Annotated in this window: 19 protein-coding genes; 12 read left to right on the top strand and 7 right to left on the bottom strand. The window is 41.2% G+C overall.

What is annotated here, in order from left to right; translation table 11 throughout:
- Positions 1–121 precede the first annotated feature (121 nt).
- From ribA to csrA, 6 genes are all read left to right on the top strand, one after another.
- Entirely contained in the window at positions 122–745 is a 624-nt protein-coding gene (gene ribA / locus AN391_RS17330; RefSeq protein ID WP_055016555.1) for a GTP cyclohydrolase II, read from the top strand.
- A gap of 80 nt (positions 746–825) precedes the next feature.
- Positions 826–1,614 carry a BPSS1780 family membrane protein gene (locus AN391_RS17325; protein WP_055016554.1) on the top strand — a complete coding sequence of 263 codons (789 nt, stop codon included), beginning with the start codon at positions 826–828 and terminating at the stop codon, positions 1,612–1,614.
- Positions 1,614–2,066: a regulatory protein RecX gene (locus AN391_RS17320; protein WP_055016553.1), complete on the top strand. Its 453-nt coding sequence runs from the start codon at positions 1,614–1,616 to the stop codon at positions 2,064–2,066. Before AN391_RS17325 ends, AN391_RS17320 begins: the two co-directional genes overlap by 1 nt.
- Positions 2,067–2,085: 19 nt before the next feature.
- Positions 2,086–4,686 carry an alanine--tRNA ligase gene (alaS, locus tag AN391_RS17315; protein WP_055016552.1) on the top strand — a complete coding sequence of 867 codons (2,601 nt, stop codon included), beginning with the start codon at positions 2,086–2,088 and terminating at the stop codon, positions 4,684–4,686.
- A gap of 6 nt (positions 4,687–4,692) precedes the next feature.
- The gene (locus tag AN391_RS17310; RefSeq protein WP_055016551.1) at positions 4,693–5,910 is read left to right on the top strand and encodes an aspartate kinase; all 1,218 of its coding nucleotides are present in this window, start codon (positions 4,693–4,695) and stop codon (positions 5,908–5,910) included.
- Between the two features lie 89 nt (positions 5,911–5,999).
- Complete coding sequence (gene csrA, locus AN391_RS17305; RefSeq protein ID WP_004587515.1) at positions 6,000–6,191, top strand: carbon storage regulator CsrA; 192 nt, start codon at positions 6,000–6,002, stop codon at positions 6,189–6,191.
- A 50-nt stretch (positions 6,192–6,241) separates the two neighbouring features.
- Here the strand turns inward: csrA and AN391_RS17300 are convergent, their stop codons facing one another.
- The 3 genes from AN391_RS17300 to AN391_RS20445 form a co-directional block, all read right to left on the bottom strand.
- The gene (locus AN391_RS17300) at positions 6,242–6,709 is read right to left on the bottom strand and encodes a YcxB family protein (RefSeq protein ID WP_055016550.1); all 468 of its coding nucleotides are present in this window, start codon (positions 6,707–6,709) and stop codon (positions 6,242–6,244) included.
- Between the two features lie 157 nt (positions 6,710–6,866).
- The gene (locus tag AN391_RS17295; protein WP_004587517.1) at positions 6,867–7,058 is read right to left on the bottom strand and encodes a hypothetical protein; all 192 of its coding nucleotides are present in this window, start codon (positions 7,056–7,058) and stop codon (positions 6,867–6,869) included.
- Between the two features lie 52 nt (positions 7,059–7,110).
- Entirely contained in the window at positions 7,111–7,284 is a 174-nt protein-coding gene (locus tag AN391_RS20445; RefSeq protein ID WP_002961939.1) for a DUF1328 domain-containing protein, read from the bottom strand.
- 529 nt (positions 7,285–7,813) lie between these two features.
- Here AN391_RS20445 and AN391_RS17290 point away from each other — a divergent pair.
- The 5 genes from AN391_RS17290 (at position 7,814) to AN391_RS20710 (ending at position 12,289) form a co-directional block, all read left to right on the top strand.
- The gene (locus AN391_RS17290; RefSeq protein WP_055016549.1) at positions 7,814–8,059 is read left to right on the top strand and encodes an OadG family protein; all 246 of its coding nucleotides are present in this window, start codon (positions 7,814–7,816) and stop codon (positions 8,057–8,059) included.
- Between the two features lie 9 nt (positions 8,060–8,068).
- Positions 8,069–9,847, top strand: coding sequence for a sodium-extruding oxaloacetate decarboxylase subunit alpha (gene oadA, locus AN391_RS17285; RefSeq protein WP_055016548.1), 1,779 nt, complete (start codon positions 8,069–8,071; stop codon positions 9,845–9,847).
- Between the two features lie 11 nt (positions 9,848–9,858).
- Positions 9,859–10,989: a sodium ion-translocating decarboxylase subunit beta gene (locus AN391_RS17280; RefSeq protein WP_055016547.1), complete on the top strand. Its 1,131-nt coding sequence runs from the start codon at positions 9,859–9,861 to the stop codon at positions 10,987–10,989.
- Between the two features lie 138 nt (positions 10,990–11,127).
- On the top strand, positions 11,128–12,099 hold the full coding sequence (locus AN391_RS17275; RefSeq protein ID WP_055016546.1) for an aldo/keto reductase family oxidoreductase: 972 nt from the start codon (positions 11,128–11,130) through the stop codon (positions 12,097–12,099).
- Positions 12,100–12,112: 13 nt separating this feature from the next.
- Positions 12,113–12,289 (top strand): hypothetical protein, encoded by a 177-nt coding sequence (locus tag AN391_RS20710; protein WP_162838354.1) that lies wholly within the window; start codon positions 12,113–12,115, stop codon positions 12,287–12,289.
- A gap of 74 nt (positions 12,290–12,363) precedes the next feature.
- Here AN391_RS20710 and AN391_RS17270 read toward each other — a convergent pair whose 3' ends face one another.
- Complete coding sequence (locus AN391_RS17270; RefSeq protein WP_055016545.1) at positions 12,364–13,677, bottom strand: peptidoglycan DD-metalloendopeptidase family protein; 1,314 nt, start codon at positions 13,675–13,677, stop codon at positions 12,364–12,366.
- Positions 13,678–14,056: 379 nt separating this feature from the next.
- Between AN391_RS17270 and tyrS the strand changes: the two genes are divergently transcribed.
- Positions 14,057–15,256, top strand: coding sequence for a tyrosine--tRNA ligase (tyrS, locus tag AN391_RS17265; protein WP_055016544.1), 1,200 nt, complete (start codon positions 14,057–14,059; stop codon positions 15,254–15,256).
- Positions 15,257–15,311: 55 nt separating this feature from the next.
- Here tyrS and AN391_RS17260 read toward each other — a convergent pair whose 3' ends face one another.
- The 3 genes from AN391_RS17260 to AN391_RS17250 all read right to left on the bottom strand — a co-directional run bounded on the left by AN391_RS17260 (position 15,312) and on the right by AN391_RS17250 (position 17,677).
- On the bottom strand, positions 15,312–16,256 hold the full coding sequence (locus AN391_RS17260; protein WP_055016543.1) for a regulatory signaling modulator protein AmpE: 945 nt from the start codon (positions 16,254–16,256) through the stop codon (positions 15,312–15,314).
- Positions 16,257–16,964, bottom strand: coding sequence for a 5'-methylthioadenosine/S-adenosylhomocysteine nucleosidase (gene mtnN / locus AN391_RS17255; protein WP_055016542.1), 708 nt, complete (start codon positions 16,962–16,964; stop codon positions 16,257–16,259). It abuts the gene before it with no gap.
- Positions 16,965–17,083: 119 nt separating this feature from the next.
- A complete protein-coding gene (locus AN391_RS17250; RefSeq protein WP_055016541.1) occupies positions 17,084–17,677 on the bottom strand; it encodes a DUF2726 domain-containing protein in 594 nt (197 codons plus the stop codon).
- Between the last annotated feature and the right edge of the window lie 53 nt (positions 17,678–17,730).

Genomic DNA, 17,730 nt, shown 5'->3' with positions numbered 1-17,730 from the left:
AAAACAGTGGCTGCCGTCGCCATATATTTGCCATAAACTATGTTGTACTACGATCTAAATTTAAACGTTTGTGATATTATCACCTCATGGTGTCGTAGTTATTTAATTATTTGGATTTGTCGTGGCGCAAGTAAGAGCAAGAGCCCAGCTAAATGTTGGCAAAAATAGTGATATTCCCGCAGAAATAGTGTCTTTTAGTGGCTTAAAAGACGGCCAAGAACACGTTGCATTCGTGTTTAACAATGCCGACTCACAGCAGTCTGTGCCGCTTATTCGCATGCACTCTGAGTGTTTAACCGGTGATGTGTTTCATTCATCGCGTTGCGATTGCGGCGAGCAGCTAAACGAATGTATTGAAATGATGCACGAACAAGGCGGCGTGTTATTGTATTTACGCCAAGAAGGCCGTGGCATTGGTTTATATAATAAAATTGACGCTTACGTGCTGCAATCACAAGGTATGAACACCTACGAGGCTAACAATCACTTAGGCTTTGCTGATGACTTACGTGATTTTTCGGATGCGGTATTAATGCTTAACGCACTTAATTTAAACCACGTTAAATTAATGACCAATAACCCTAAAAAGCTTAATGCATTAAAAGATGCGGGCATTGAAGTAGACACGGTTATTGGCACCCATGCGCACATTAAAGCAGGCCTTACAGGTAACAAAGCGTACCTAGAGACCAAAATAAAACATGGCGCGCATATGTTAGATATTAAAAAAATTAAAAAACCTTAACTATTTAATCATGTAGTGTCTGTTAATCCCCCCACACGCCAAGTTATACTTGGCATGTTTTGTTTAATCTAAGAGCCAGTATGTCTAACGAGTTACGAATTTTTAAAGCCGATGCCGGGCTAAAGTGGTTTAAAGCCGGTTGGCATATTTTTAAAACCCAGCCATTTACCTTTGTAGTGATGCATTTATTAATAGGCATAGTGGGCTTACTGTCGTTATTTTTACCTTTACTGCAAGTTGTTGCAGCTCTTGCTACGCCTTTTTTAACCGCTGGTTTTTATCAAGCGGTACTTAGCAAGCAGCAAGGCGGTAAAATTATGCTGGCCGACATACTTAAACCTTTTAGCGCAAAAGGTAACCGTTTAGGGCTGCTACGTTTAGCGCTTTACCAAATGGGAGCGGGTATTTTAATGGCCTTGTTAGCCAATAGCTTATTTGCTGATGCCGTGGCTATTATGAGCCAAGAGGGGCTTGATCCTAACATTGCGCTTGAGCAAACCTTAAATAGTATTTCGAGCGCAAGTGTAGTGCTATTTTTAGTGGCAATGGCGGTGTATTTAATGGCGTTTGCTTACGCGGTACCGCTGATTTATTTTAGTAAAGAAAAACGCATTTTAACGGCGCTTAAAAATTCGTTACTGGTTTTTTATCATAACCTGTTCGCATTGAGTGTTTTTGGTATTATTTGTGCGTTATTTATGGCGCTTTCTATGTTCTTATCGTTCTTACCGCTGTTGATTTTAATGCCAATTTGCTACATTAGTTTCTTTGTATCTTATCAGGCTATTTTTATGCCAGTTGTACCGCCAAGTGACGATAGTAATGTTAAACCACTTAGCAGTGAACAAAGCGGGCGCTTTGACGCTTAATGGATGATAAGTTAAAACAAAAACTTAAAAACTATGTACTGTGGTTACTTGGGCGCCAAGAGTATTCGCGCCGCGAGTTAACCTTTAAGCTTCAACAAAAAGAAGCCAGCGATGAGTTTATAGAAACCCTGCTTAATTGGTGCGAAGAGCACAATTTTATTAACGAGCAACGCTATTGCGAAGGGTTTGTTAGAAAACACATTTTTAAAGGCCATGGCTTAAAGCGCATTCAAAGCGAAGCCATAGGCAAAGGGATTGACCGTTCACTACTTGAAAGAGTGGTTGAAGAGCTTGAAATAGACTGGTTTGAGCTTGCGCAGGAAGCGTACAACAAAAAGTATTCCACTACACCGGCAAACCTCGAGTATAAAGATAAGGCCAAGCGCGTGCGCTACTTAATGTACCGAGGATTTAGCTACGATGAAATTGATTTTGCAATGCAAGCACAGTAAATACAGGTGAGATTTTCACATGCAGCACATGACTACGGCACAACTTAGGCAACAGTTTTTAGACTTTTTTGCCAGCAAACAGCACCAAATTGTCCAATCGGCTTCACTTATTCCGGGTAACGATGCCACGTTGTTATTTAACAATGCCGGCATGGTTCCTTTTAAAGATGTGTTTTTAGGCGCCGAAACTCGCCCTTACACGCGTGCTACAAGTGCACAGCGTTGTGTGCGTGCAGGTGGTAAACATAACGATTTAGAAAACGTAGGTTACACAGCACGTCACCATACATTTTTTGAAATGCTAGGTAACTTTAGTTTTGGCGATTACTTTAAACAAGACGCTATTAAGTTTGCGTGGGAGTTTTTAACAGAGGTTGTTAAATTACCACAAGAAAAATTACTTGTTACTATTTACCACGACGATGAAGATGCATTTGGCTTTTGGCACAACGATATTGGCCTAAGCGAAGATCGTATTATTCGTATTGCTACCTCAGATAACTTTTGGTCAATGGGTGATACTGGCCCGTGTGGCCCATGTTCTGAAATATTTTACGATCACGGTGAGCACATTTGGGGTGGTCCTCCGGGCTCGCCTGAAGAAGATGGCGACCGCTTTATCGAAATTTGGAACCTAGTATTTATGCAGTACAACCGTCAAAGCGACGGGACTATGGAGCCGCTGCCTAAACAATCTGTTGATACAGGTATGGGCCTTGAGCGTATTGCTGCCATTTTACAAGGCGTGCATTCAAACTACGAAATCGACTTGTTTCAAGGCTTAATTGCAGCTGCGGCAAGCGTAACTAACGCACAAGACATGAACGATAAGTCACTACGTGTAGTGGCGGATCATATTCGTTCGTGTGCGTTTTTAATTTCTGATGGTGTTATGCCATCAAACGAAGGCCGTGGTTATGTACTTCGTCGTATTATTCGCCGTGCTGTTCGCCATGGTAACAAGCTTGGTGCACAAGGCGCGTTTTTCTACAAATTAGTAGCTGCGCTTATTGAGCAAATGGGTCAAGCCTATCCAGAGCTTGCAAAGCAGCAAGAGATTATCGAAAAAGTACTACGCATCGAAGAAGAGCAATTTGGTAAAACCCTTGAGCGTGGCTTAGCTATTTTAGAAGAAAGCCTAAGCGAGCTTAAAGGCGATGTTATTCCTGGTGACTTAGTATTTAAGCTATACGACACCTATGGTTTCCCGGCTGACTTAACAGCCGATGTAGCCCGTGAGCGCCAAATGACAATAGACCATGCAGGCTTTGAAGAGTGCATGGCTGTACAGCGTAAAACAGCGCAGCAAGCGGGTAAATTTGGTGCCGATTACAACGAGCAGTTAAAATCAGAAAAACACACTGAGTTTAAAGGCTACGACAGCACACATCACAGCGCTACAGTAGTAGAAGTGTTTGCAAATGGTGAATCGGTTTCTATTTTAGAAGACGGCCAACAAGGCATTGTTGTACTTAACCACACGCCATTTTATGCAGAATCGGGTGGCCAAACAGGCGATACCGGTACCATTACTGTTGCTGGTGGCGAGTTTAGCGTGACTAATACCACTAAACTGGGTAATGCGTTTGCCCACCACGGTAGCGTACAAGGGCGCATTGCGGTTAACGATAAAGTAGATGCCACTATTGATGATGCACGCCGTGAACGCATCAAGAAAAATCACACAGCTACACATATTTTACACGAAGCACTGCGCCAATTATTAGGTGAGCACGTAAGCCAAAAAGGCTCGCTGGTTGAGCCTGATCGTTTACGTTTTGACTTCTCGCACTTTGAAGCGGTAACTAAAGAAGAGCTACGTGAAATTGAGCGTGTAGTTAACGATGAAATTCGTCGTAACTTTGCCCTGAACACTGAGCTAATGGCGATTGATGACGCTAAAGCAAAAGGAGCAATGGCGCTGTTTGGTGAAAAGTACGACGATGAAGTACGCGTAGTCACCATTGGCGATTACTCAATTGAACTGTGTGGCGGTACGCACGTAGAGCGCGCTGGTGATATTGGCTTATTTAAAATCGTATCTGAAAGCGGTATTGCTGCGGGCGTACGCCGTATTGAAGCAGTAACCGGCGCAGATGCAGTAGCCTATGTGAGCGAGCAAGAAAAACAGCTTAACGATGTAGCGGCGCTGGTAAAAGGTGATAGCGCATCGGTACTTGAAAAAGTAACTGCGCTTCTTGAAAAGTCTAAAGGCCTTGAAAAGCAAATTGCACAGCTTAACGATAAGCTAGCCAGTGCAGCAGGTGCGTCTTTACTTGATTCGATTGTTGAAATTAATGGCGTTAAGCTACTTGTGGCAAACGTTGAAGGGACTGAATCTAAAGCGCTTCGTGGCATGGTTGACGACCTTAAAAACAAGATTGGTTCAGGTGTTATTGCTCTAGGTGTTGCCAGTGGTGAAAAAGTTAGCCTAATTGCCGGTGTAACAAAAGATTTAACCGGTAAAGTTAAAGCTGGTGAGCTTGTAAACCACATGGCCGGCCAAGTAGGCGGTAAAGGGGGCGGCCGTCCTGATATGGCACAAGCGGGTGGCTCTCAGCCTGAAAACTTAAACGCTGCGCTTGAGAGCGTGGCTGCCTGGATAAGCGAGAAAGTTTAAGCTTACGTGGCACTTATTGTCCAAAAGTTTGGCGGCACTTCGGTTGGCTCTATTGAGCGAATAGAAGCGGTCGCCGACCTTGTTGTTAAAACGAAGCAGCAAGGGCATCAAGTGGTTGTGGTTCTGTCGGCCATGTCGGGAGAAACCAACCGCTTAATTAATCTCGCCAAGCAAATAGATACTCGCCCGAGTAGCCGAGAACTAGACGTACTAATAAGTACCGGGGAGCAGGTTTCTGTTTCGCTCCTTGCTATGGCTATTATAAAGCGTGGTCATTCTGCTGTAAGCCTACTAGCCGACCAGGTTAATATTCAAACCGATAACATGTTTGGTAAAGCTCGTATTGAAGAGGTGGCTGCTACGCGTTTAAAGCATGAGCTTGAGCATAATCGAATTGCGATTATTGCCGGTTTTCAGGGGCGCGATGTAGAGGGGAATATTACAACCCTTGGACGCGGCGGCACCGATACCTCTGCGGTAGAAATAGCCGCGGCAATAAAAGCCGATGAATGTCAGATCTATACCGACGTTGATGGCGTATACACTACAGATCCTCGTGTAGAACCAAACGCGCAGCGAATGCGCCATGTAACGTTTGCCGAAATGCTAGAGCTGGCAAGTTTAGGCGCAAAAGTATTGCATATTCGTGCTGTTGAGTCGGCTGGTAATCATAAAATGCCGCTAAGGGTGCTTTCGAGTTTTGAGCCCGATGAAGGAACGCTAATAAGTTTTGAGGAGAGCGATATGCCAACTAAGGTTGTGTCGGGGATTGCATTTAATCGTGACGAATGCTTGATAAAGGTACATGGCGTACCATACTGTGTTCATTCTCTTACAAAAATTTTGAAACTTTTTGCAGAAAATGGCATCGAAATAGATATGATTAGTCAAGTTAATCATAACTTTGAAAAAATAGACTATGCTTTTACTGTGCATTCAAATGACTATTTGCAAGCACACGATTTACTTTCTAAACAACAGGTAAATCTGCAGGCTGATAGCATTTCTAGTGATACAACAGTTGCAAAAGTGTCGGCTGTTGGCATAGGAATGAAGTCTCACAGTGGTGTAGCGCATCAATTTTTTGATGCATTGGCGCAAGAAGGCATACACATAGCTTTAATATCGACATCTGAAACCAAGGTATCGGTTTTAATTGATGAGAAGTACTTAGAGCTAGCAGTAAGAGCGTTACACTCAGAATTTTTAACAGAAAATGGATAGTTTGGGAGTTTTTACTTACTTTTCAATCAATTTTTCATTAAAATGGTCAAGCGGAATCTTATAATTTATTGGAACATGGGAGCAAGAGAATGCTAATACTAACTCGTAGAGTAGGTGAAACCCTAATGATTGGTGACGAAGTAACTGTTACTGTATTAGGTGTTAAAGGAAATCAAGTTCGAATTGGTGTTAACGCACCTAAAGACGTTTCAGTGCATCGTGAAGAAATTTACATGCGTATACAAGCTGAAAAGTCTAATCCTAATCCGGGCAATGCTTAATCAACACGTATACTTAGCTGAGTAATGCACTTAGCTATACCAAAAGCCACTCACTGAGTGGCTTTTTTGTTTATAAAGTCGCGCATTTCATCAGTTAATACACTGCTAGAAATATATTGCATACCTTTATTATGCTGTACTAGGTAACCGTGGTTGGTTTTAATAATGCGGGTTATTTCTGCCCACTTAAATGTATGGCTTTTATAGTGGTTCTCGGTGCTGATAGCGTCATCGGTAAACGTGAGGGTAACAGTCGATCCCGAAGCACGGCTAAGCATTTGGCGCGTAACCCACCAAGGCCTACGGTAATAAAAGGCAACGCATTCTAAAACACCCAGCATTATTAAAAATGACCCTAGGTAGTGATCGTCCATAACGTAAATACTAATTAAACCTAAGCACACCAGCAATGCCAGCAAAAAGTATTTTGGCTTTGCTGCTTTACTATAAGAGTGGGACTCGTCAAAGCATTCGTAGTAGTAGGGTTTATCGAGTGTGTAAGTGGTGGTGAGTGCCATAATTGCTAATAAATAATAGTTTTCGCTATTTTAGCAAGCTAGTGTAGAAATCACACCCGTTAATATTGGCTATATACTTAAAGAGGTAGAAGCAGCTTTTTGTTTACGCATAAAAAAACGGCTTATTAAAAGCCGTTTTTTTACGTTACCAAGCAGATTAACAGTTAGTTTCTTCTGCGTTAACGCCTTCTTTTACATTTTCACATGCATCTTCAACAGAGTTTTGCACGTCAGTTACTGCTTCATCAATACGCTCACCTGCTTCTTCTGCGTGGTTGTCTTCACAGCCCATCATAAAGAAACCTGCAAATACCGCGATTAGTGCTGCTTTTAAAGTTGTAGAGTTCATAATGTAATTCCTTGTATGTGTTAATTAATTAGTGTTTTAAGTATGTTAGTAGCTACCTGGGCGATTTACCGCGCAGCGCACCTGATACTAAAGAAATCACTAAAAGTACTAAAAAGATAAAGAATATAATTTTTGCTATACCAGCTGCGGCACCTGCGATACCACCAAAACCTAACACTGCAGCGATTAAAGCAATAACTAAAAATGTAATTGTCCAGCGTAACATTGTTTTCTCCTTGGTTATCAAATTCGTTCGAAAGTAATAATGCCAGTTGCGTGCCAGAGTTTAATTTTGTTATTTTTCAGTGTGTTATAGTTTTTTGAGCGAGGGTTATAAATTTAGGATTGGTAAGTTTTACGTTTAACGATGTAACTTATTCACACTATTGTAAAGAGAGTAAAAAAATAAATATTTTATATATGCTGCCTCTTGCTTTCTTGGTAAGACCAATTTACATTTTTAACCACAGTAGGTTTTCCGCTGTTATTTAACTTACTATTTTTTATGACTTTTAAGTTGTTTTGGGTTTAACCATATAATCTTTGCCTATAACGGTTATTTATATCATCTATATCTAAGCTAATTTTACCCTTTATTAGCTATGTTAACTATTGTGACTGTATGTTAGTTTAATTTTAATTGGTTTTACCAATTGACAGGTGGTGGACAAAGTTAAAAGTTTTGTTATCATTCGGTGAATAATTATTTAAATAAAGCGATTTTTTATATCGCTATATAGTGCAGGGGGAGAAAAATGGATATAGGAGCTGTACTCACAACCGCAGGTAGCTTGATGCTTACCGGCATGGTGGGTGTGTTTATATTTCTTTCAATATTGATTGGTGCTGTAACACTTATGTCTAACTTGGTCGCTCGTTTTGATGTGGCTGAAGTTGCAATACCGGTTAAATCACCATCTTTAAAATCTCAAGGTGTGCAAAGCGAGCACATCGCTGCTATTAGTGCTGCCATTGCTCAGTACAAATCAAATAATAAATAAGAGGCACACATGGCTAAATTAAAATTAACAGAGCTTGTTTTACGCGATGCTCATCAGTCTTTACTTGCAACTCGTATGCGCTTAGATGACATGCTACCTATTGCTAGTAAGCTTGATGATGCCGGTTATTGGTCTATTGAGTCGTGGGGCGGCGCTACATTTGACTCGTGTATTCGTTATTTAGGTGAAGATCCGTGGGAGCGTATTCGTGCCCTTAAAAAAGCAATGCCCAATACTAAACAGCAAATGCTATTACGCGGACAAAATTTATTGGGTTACCGCCACTACGCCGATGACGTGGTAGAAAAGTTTGTAGAGCGAGCTCACAAAAATGGTGTAGATGTATTTCGTATTTTTGACGCCATGAACGATGTACGTAACTTAGAAACTGCAATTAAAGCGGCTGTAAAAGTAGGTGCTCACGCGCAAGGTACTATTTCTTATACTGTAAGCCCAGTGCATACGCTTGATATGTGGTTAACCCTTGCAAAACAGCTAGAAGATTTAGGTTGTCACTCTATTTGTATTAAAGATATGGCGGGCTTATTAAAACCATATGATGCTGAGCAACTTATTAAAGGTCTTAAAGAAACGGTCTCAATCCCTATTGCTATGCAGTGCCATGCAACCACCGGTTTAAGTACAGCGACTTATCAAAAAGCCATCGATGCGGGCATTGATATGCTTGATACCGCTATTTCTTCAATGAGTATGACTTATGGTCATTCAGCGACAGAAACCATAGTGGCAATTGTTGAGGGAACCGCACGCGATACTGAATTAGATTTAAACCAGCTAGAAGAAATAGCCGCTTACTTTAGAGACGTACGTAAAAAGTACGCAGCCTTTGAGGGGAGCCTTAAAGGTGTTGATGGCCGTATTTTACTCGCGCAGGTACCTGGTGGCATGTTAACCAACATGGAAAACCAACTTAAAGAACAAGGCGCAGCAGATAAGCTAAATGAAGTATTACTTGAAATTCCGCGCGTGCGTGAAGATTTAGGTTTTATCCCGTTAGTTACTCCAACATCGCAAATTGTAGGCACACAAGCAGTACTAAATGTGCTTACGGGTGAGCGTTATAAAACAATTACCAAAGAAACCGCCGGTGTTTTAAAAGGCGAATATGGTTTAACACCCGCACCTATGAACAAAGAGCTGCAAGAGCGAGTGCTTGATGGTCAGGATGTAATTACGTGTCGCCCTGCTGATAATATTGCCCCTGAACTTGCATCGCTTGAAGCCGAGCTACAAAAAGAAGCGCAAGAGCAAGGTTTAACACTTGCTGATGAGCAAATAGATGATGTGCTTACTTATGCATTATTCCCACAGGTTGGCCTTAAGTTTATTAAAAACCGTAACAACCCAGATGCCTTTGAAGCCGCGCCAAGCGCCGATGACACTAACGCAAAGCCTGCTGCAAAACCTGCAAGTAACAAAGGTGTTAGCGCTGAGCAATACAGCGTTAAAGTTGACGGCAAAGTGTATGATGTCGTGGTTGCGCAAGGTGGTGAGCTTAAAGAGGTAACGCTTAAAGACTCAGAGCATTTACCACAATCTGCATCGGTTGCATCAGGTGAAACACTGAATGCCCCACTAGCAGGTAATATTTTTAAAGTAAAAGTAAAAGCAGGCCAAGCCGTAAACGAAGGCGATGTGGTTGTTATTATGGAAGCAATGAAAATGGAAACCGAAGTTCGTGCAATGCACTCAGGTACTGTGGCTGAGGTCTTAGTATCTGAAGGTGATGCTGTGACAACGGGCGATGCAATTATAGCGATGGCGTAGGAGTAGCTTTAATGGAAGGTCTTTTAAACCTTTGGCATGCTACCGGCATTGCTAACTTTACGTTTCCTGGCTTGATAATGATTGCAGTAGGCTGTTTATTATTGTTTTTAGCAATATCTAAAAACTTTGAGCCACTGCTTTTATTGCCAATTGGCTTTGGCGCGATATTAACTAATATTCCTGTTGCAGGGCTATCAGAGCCAGGTGGACTTTTGCACTCGGTTTACTATGTGGGTATTGATACCGGTATTTTTCCGCTATTAATATTTATGGGGGTTGGCGCGCTGACTGACTTTAGTGCACTAATAGCAAATCCTCGCATGTTGTTACTAGGAGCGGCAGCTCAGTTTGGTATTTTTGCGACCTTATTTGGCGCAATTTTACTTAACTTTATTCCGGGTTTTGAGTTTACACTTCAAGATGCATCGGCTATTGCGATTATTGGTGGTGCTGATGGTCCAACGGCGATATTTTTAGCATCAAAGCTTGCTCCTGATTTGCTAGGTGCAATAGCAGTAGCTGCCTATTCATATATGGCACTTGTGCCAATTATTCAGCCACCAATTATGCGCGCATTAACTACACCTGATGAGCGTGCTATTAAAATGCCAGAGCTGCGCAAAGTATCTAAAAAAGAGAAAATAGTATTTCCTTTAATGGTACTGAGCTTAACCGCTATGTTTTTACCAGCGGCTATTCCCTTAGTAGGCATGTTCTGTTTAGGTAATTTAATGCGTGAGTCAGGTGTAGTAGATAGGCTTAGTAACAGTGCCCAAAACGAAATTATTAATATAACCACGATATTTTTAGGGTTGGCGGTTGGCTCTAAGCTTGCTGCAGATGACTTTTTAACAGTAGAAACCATTGGTATTTTAGTACTGGGTGCGCTTGCTTTTGCTATTGGTACAGCATCGGGTGTGTTTATGGCAAAAGGCCTTAACAAACTCTCTAAAACACCTATTAACCCTCTAATTGGTGCTGCGGGTGTATCGGCAGTCCCGATGGCGGCGCGTGTAGTGAACAAAGTTGGGCTTGAGAATAACCCACATAACTTTTTACTTATGCATGCTATGGGGCCAAACGTAGCTGGGGTGCTAGGAAGTGCCGTAGCCGCAGGTATATTACTGGCGCTTGTTGGCTAGTATTTAGGATTTAATCCAACCGATTAGCGCAGTTTACTGCGCTTTTTTTATGCCTATAAAACTGCACGTATTAAAGTTTGTTTGCAGACGTGTTTTTGTTTACAGTGAGGGTTATGCACACTAATAAGGATAGTCATCATGCTTCACACCCCTTTGGCAAAATATTTACCTCATGTTAGTAGACTCGTTTTTGGCTGTATGGGCCTAGGCGGCGGTTGGAATAAAGACGCCATAACCAAAGAGCATTTAAAACAAACTCACGAGTGTATTGATGCAGCCATAGCTGGCGGTATTAATTTTTTTGATCACGCCGATATTTATACCTTTGGCAAAGCTGAGCAGGTATTTGGCCAAGCACTTAGTGAACGACCAGAGCTGCGCGAGCATATGTATATTCAATCTAAATGCGGTATACGCTTTGAAGATGATGAAGGCCCTAAGCGTTACGATTTTTCGGCCAAGTGGATTGAAGAATCAGTTGAAGGCTCACTTAAGCGTTTAAACACCGATTACCTCGATGTGCTTATGCTTCATCGCCCTGATCCGCTAATGGAAGTGGAAGAAATTGCACAAGTGTTTAGCTGCCTACAAGAAAGCGGCAAAGTACGTAATTTTGCCGTATCGAACATGCAGCAGCATCAAATGAACTTTTTACAACATGCCCTAGATATGCCTATTGTGGCTAACCAAATAGAAGCAAGTTTACAAAAACACCAATTTGTTGATGAAGGCGTGTATGCCGGTAATGCAGATGGAAAAGATCTTAACTTTACACCGGGCAGCGTAGAGTATTGTCGACACTTTGATATTCAAATACAAAGCTGGGGAAGTTTATGCCAAGGTCTATACACCGGTGGGGATTTATCGAATGCATCGCAAGCCGATATAAATACCAGCATACTCGTAAATAAGCTTGCTGCACTTTACGATACAACGCCTGAGGCGATTGTTTTAGCTTGGTTATTACGCCACCCTGCAATGATACAACCTATTATTGGCACAACGAACGTTGAGCGTATTGCTGCTTCATGCGATGCGCTAAACGTGCAGTTAAGTCGCGAACATTGGTATGCATTGTATGTAAGCGCCAAAGGCCATGAGTTACCATAAATAAGGTTTAGAAATGAATATATTTGTTATTTTAATTTGCTTGTTTGTCGCTCTTGCAGTACTGATACCTTTGCTTGAAAAGTACCAAGGTAAAATGGGGTTGGATGGCGCAACTAAATACAGCAAATATATTTGGCCACTAGTGATGGTTTCTTTGGTCGTACAGCTTATTTATGTACTGATGTATTAATGGTTTATAGCGTATACAAAAAAGCCTTTGCAGGGTAAACCAGCAAAGGCTTTTTATTATCTATAACTTATACGTTACTTAAGTGCTAGCTGTAGTTCGCGATTGCGTTCAAGCTGTGCAATAAAGTTTTCTGCAATAGGCTTAAACTTAGCAAGTTCAGAGCGTGGTAACGGCTCAGACTTAGGTAACTTAACGGTTTTAGGGTTACGGTGTACACCATTGACTAAAAATTCGTAGTGTAGGTGCGCGCCGGTTACACGGCCGGTAGCACCCACGGTACCAATTTTGTCACCTTGTTTAACCTTTTGCCCTGTTTTAACAAGCTTTTTGTTAAGGTGTAAGTACTTAGTTACATACTGCGTGCCGTGGCTTATAAATACGTAGTTACCATTGTACTTACTGTAGCCTGCTTTAATTACTTTACCGTTACCCGAGGCTACAACCGGTGTACCTGTACGTGCTGCGTAATCAATACCACGGTGTGCTCTTACTTGCCCAGTTACTGGGTGTAAGCGACGTGGGTTAAAGCTCGAGCTAATATACTTAAAGTTTACCGGCGCACGTAAAAATGCTTTTTTCATGCTGCGGCCTTCAGGCGTATAAAAGTTTCCATCGGTATGGCGAATAGCCGCGTAACGCTGGCCTTGGTTTATGAATTCTGCAGCAATGATTTTACCAGTGCCAATAAACTCGCCATCAACATAATGCGACTCGTAAATTAGCCCAAACTGATCGCCCTTACGAATATCGTTGGCAAAATCCACATCCCAACCAAATATATCAGCAAAGTTCATTATTTGGCGCTCGCTTAAGCCTGCAGCAATTGCTGAGGTCCAAAAGCTACTAGAAATTTCGCCACCGGCTGTTTTGCTCAGTGTTTCTATTTCTTTGCTATCTATTGATGTGTCGTAATTACCTTCGTCATTTAAGGTAACAAACAAAGTATCTGTTTTTGAAATAACATAACGAAGCTGCGCTAAATCGCCGTTTTCTGCTGTTGCAAAACTCAGTATTTCACCTGGGTGAATTTTAGTCAGCTTACGTGTTTCAGCATTGGTGTTAATTAGCTTATGAAGGGTTTGCGCTGAAAAACCAGCACGCTTGAAGATAATTGCTAAATTATCGCCGTTTTTAACTTGGTGATCGACTAAGTCGTATTCTGGCAGCTTTTCTGCTGCTTCTGGCGAATTTAATTCAGTTAATTTTTCGTTGTCTTCAACTTTAACTTGTAACTCGTAACGCTTACCAATTTCTAGTGCATTTGCACTATTGTCTTTGGATGCAGTCGCTTTTTCTGAAGGAAGAAAGGCTAAGCCAACAATAGCAGAAACCAAACCTAGAATAAGCAATTTGTGTTTTTTGGGAAGCGTGTTAACCACGTGAACCATAACGTGCCTTTTCTGCTGTCGTGAAAATAAAATGGATATTAATGCAGGATATACGTAATAAGGTACGAATACTAGTAAATATAGCTAAAAGCCCCGCAATTGTTAGTAAATTAGCAATTTATGATTGTTTAAGTTTATCGATTTAAACTGATTCTAAAGTGCGTTAAAATTAGTGCTTAAACACCATTTCTAATTGCCTAGCACAGTAAGACTAAGTTTATTAAGTTTAGTTGCATTATTCGCATAAAAAATTGTTTTAATTAGGTAGAAATTTGTTATGTTAGCAACATAAGTGCTTTTGGTTTAAATCTGTTTTAAACCCTTATGTAGCAAGTCATCTAGTTGCCCCTTCGTTGGCAGAATTTTGGAGTAATACACAGTGGATTTACAAACCGCTCTAGCAGAGATAAAACGCGGTGCAGAAGAGATATTAATTGAAGACGAATTAGTTGAAAAACTAAAGTCGGGCAAAAAGTTAAAAATTAAAGCGGGTTTCGATCCTACCGCGCCAGATTTACATTTAGGTCACACTGTACTAATTAATAAAATGAAAACCTTTCAAGATTTAGGTCATGAGGTTATTTTCTTAATTGGTGACTTTACTGGCATGATTGGCGATCCGACTGGCAAAAATGTAACACGTAAACCACTGACTCGTGAAGATGTACTTGCCAATGCTGAGACTTATAAAGAGCAAGTGTTTAAGATTTTAGATCCTGCAAAAACAACGGTTGCCTTTAACTCTCAGTGGATGGAAAACCTAGGCGCTGCGGGTATGATTAAACTTGCTGCCAATCAAACTGTAGCGCGCATGCTAGAGCGTGATGATTTTAAAAAGCGTTATGGCAGCGGTCAACCCATTGCTATTCATGAATTTTTATACCCACTTGTACAAGGTTGGGATTCGGTTGCACTTGAGTCAGACGTAGAGCTTGGTGGTACTGATCAGCGTTTTAACCTTTTAATGGGGCGCGAGCTTCAAAAAGTAGAAGGTCAAAAGCCGCAAACAGTATTAATGATGCCGTTGCTTGAAGGCACAGACGGCGTTCAAAAAATGTCTAAGTCGCTAGGTAATTACATTGGTATTACGGATGCGCCAAACGATATGTTTGGTAAAGTAATGTCGATTAGTGACGTACTTATGTGGCGTTATTACGATTTACTAAGCAGCTTATCAATCGAAGAAATTGCAGCGCAAAAACAACGCGTAGAGCAGGGCACTAACCCGCGTGATATTAAGATTGAATTGGCGAAAGAATTAATTGCCCGTTTCCACAGTGAAGAAGCAGCACAAGCTGCACACGATGACTTTATCAAACGTTTTCAGAAAAAAGCGCTACCTGATGAAATCCCTGAGCTGACAATTACAATTGCAGATGAGGGTATTTTAATTGCTAACTTACTTAAAGAAGCTAATTTAGTAGCCAGTACATCTGAAGCAATGCGTATGATTAAGCAGGGCGCAGTAAAACTTAACGGTGAAGATAAAATCACTGATACTAAGCTTGAGGTAGCAAAAGGCACAACCGCTATTTACCAAGTAGGTAAACGTAAGTTTGCGAATATTACTGTTGCGTAAGCGCAGTTAAAACAAAAAAACCAGCTTAGGCTGGTTTTTTGTGCGCGTTAAAAAACTAAATAAGCTTTACAATTTCAATGCTGATAATGACTAACAGCCAAAATACACGTGCTTGATTTAACCTATTAATTATTACGGGCACATCATCGGGAGATGGCAGTCTATCAGTACCAATTCGCATTTTATTAAAGCGCTTACCAAAATAAACTGCAGGGCCGCCTAGCTGTACGCCCATAGAAGCGGAGCACACACTTAAAATCCACCCTGTATTTGTTTGATAAAAATGTCTGCCATAGTGCTTTATGTAATGCATACTTTGTTTACTGGCTTTGCTTGCGGCAATGGTTAGTGCAAGTATGCGTACGGGGATAAATTCGATTACAAACAAAAGTATTTTAAGCGGTTTTAAAAAATGGCTGTTAGGTGATATATCGGCGCGCCACGCGTGTTGTATTAAAGTGAGGAGCCGATACGCTAAAGCGCTAATTGGCCCAAGCAATAAAAATATAAATATAACGGTAAAGTAATTGCGAGCTGTGCGTAAAATTAAGCTTTCAATTAAGGCTTTCATGATACCTGGCGCTGAGAGCTTATTAACCTCTCGGGCAAGCAGCGGCTTTACAAGTTCTCGCGCGGTAGATTTTTGGTTTTGTTTTACGAGCTTGGCAACACGCAGGGCTTTTTTCTCAATCGCTTTGCTTTCAAGGCACAAATATAAAATAAGACCTGCGAGCAGTTCAGGGTAAAAGGCAAATTCAAGCAGTAATACAATAATAATAAGAATAACGCTTAAAACTAATGTACTGGCAAGAGTGGCGGCTAAATAAAGGTAGTTTTTAGGCTCATGTGGTTTATAAACCCGTTTTCCTATCGCACTAAAAACAGCGGTTAATACTGTATTAGGGTGATACCAGCTTTTTAACGGGAAAAAGCGCTCAGCAAGGAGCGCTACAAAAAAGGCAATAAAGTCCAAATGGTTTTGAACAATATTGCTTAGCATTTACAGTGTAACTTTTGTTAGTTTTTCTAATAGTGCAACAACCATTTTTGATGAGTTGATTGATGCTGTTTCTAGGTATTCTTCAAACGACTGCGGTGACTCTTTTCCAGCAATGTCAGACATAGAACGAATAACAACAAATGGGGTATTAAGCGCAAAACATGTTTGTGCAATAGATGCACCTTCCATTTCTACAGCTAGCATTGTTGGAAAGTCTCTACGAGCTTTATCAATACGTACAGGGTCACACATAAATGAATCACCGGTACAAATTAAGCCTACTAAGGTTTTTACTTCGCTGATTTGGGCAATGGTCTGCTCGGCAGCTTCAACAAGTTTTGGGTGTGCGGCAAAGCCTGCAGGCATTTGTGGAACTTGGCCAATTTCGTAGCCAAAAGCAGTTACATCTACATCGTGATGACGTACTTCTGAAGAAATAACAACATCGCCAACACTTAATGAGGGATCAAAGCCACCGGCAGAGCCTGTGTTAATAACACAATCAGGATTAAAGTTATCAATTAATAACGTGGTTGCAATAGTTGATGCCACTTTACCAATACCCGATTGCACAAGCGTTACTGTGTTACCAGCCAATTCGCCTGTGTAAAAAGTAAACCCTGCTTTAGTTAGCACTTGTGGGTTTTGCATTGCTTCACGTAAAATTTTAACTTCTGGCTCCATTGCGCCAATAATACCGACATTCATAGTGTTTGATTCCTGAGTTTGAATACGTAGATTATACGTGAAGTTAGCAATAAAAAACAAAAAAGCGAGCTGTTTTACGGCTCGCTTTAAATACTTTTAGGAGAGTATTTAATTCTATTTTAAATTTCGGCTAAGGCAGTGGTTTGCGCTTTAGCCTGAGAAGGTGACAATACCGCAGGTTTGCTGACGCGATTACGAGTTGGGCGAGCCGATTGCACGGCAGGTTTGCCTATTTTAAACATAATTGCATCGCGCACCTCAGAAGGCCGGTAGCCTGATTTTACTTTCATACGAATATGTGGAATGCCTGCTGACTCTAGAGCACCGTTTACAAACCAGTCGCGCTGAGCTTTGTGGCCATCTTTGTTGGCATTATTAACTAAATCGACTGCAGCCACTATCGTCATTTTTTCTTTATCGACCAGCACAAAATCGAGTTGTTTATTTTTAGCTTTAGCTAAGGCTGCACGTTTTGATTTAGCAGATAGCCCTTGCTTACAGTCGATGACATCGATAAGTTTGACGCGGCTTACAATTTTATATTGATCGCCTACCGCACGCTCTAAAAGATTTAAAAATGCCCCCTCAACCTGTGTAAACACGGTTTGTTTGCGGGTAAAAGGATACGGGTTTCCGCCATCATCATTAAATTTTGACGCAACCACGGAGGCCCCAACCACTAATACTAAAATTGATAATAAAGCGAATTCCATACGGTAACTCCATAACAACAAATTGACACTGCTCAAACAAAGCAATTTACGTG

The sequence above is a fragment of the Pseudoalteromonas sp. P1-13-1a genome, from assembly GCF_001401875.1.
GTDB lineage: Bacteria > Pseudomonadota > Gammaproteobacteria > Enterobacterales > Alteromonadaceae > Pseudoalteromonas.
The sequence above is the reverse complement of the archived record's forward strand: the minus strand, read 5'-3'. Positions and strand labels throughout refer to the sequence as shown.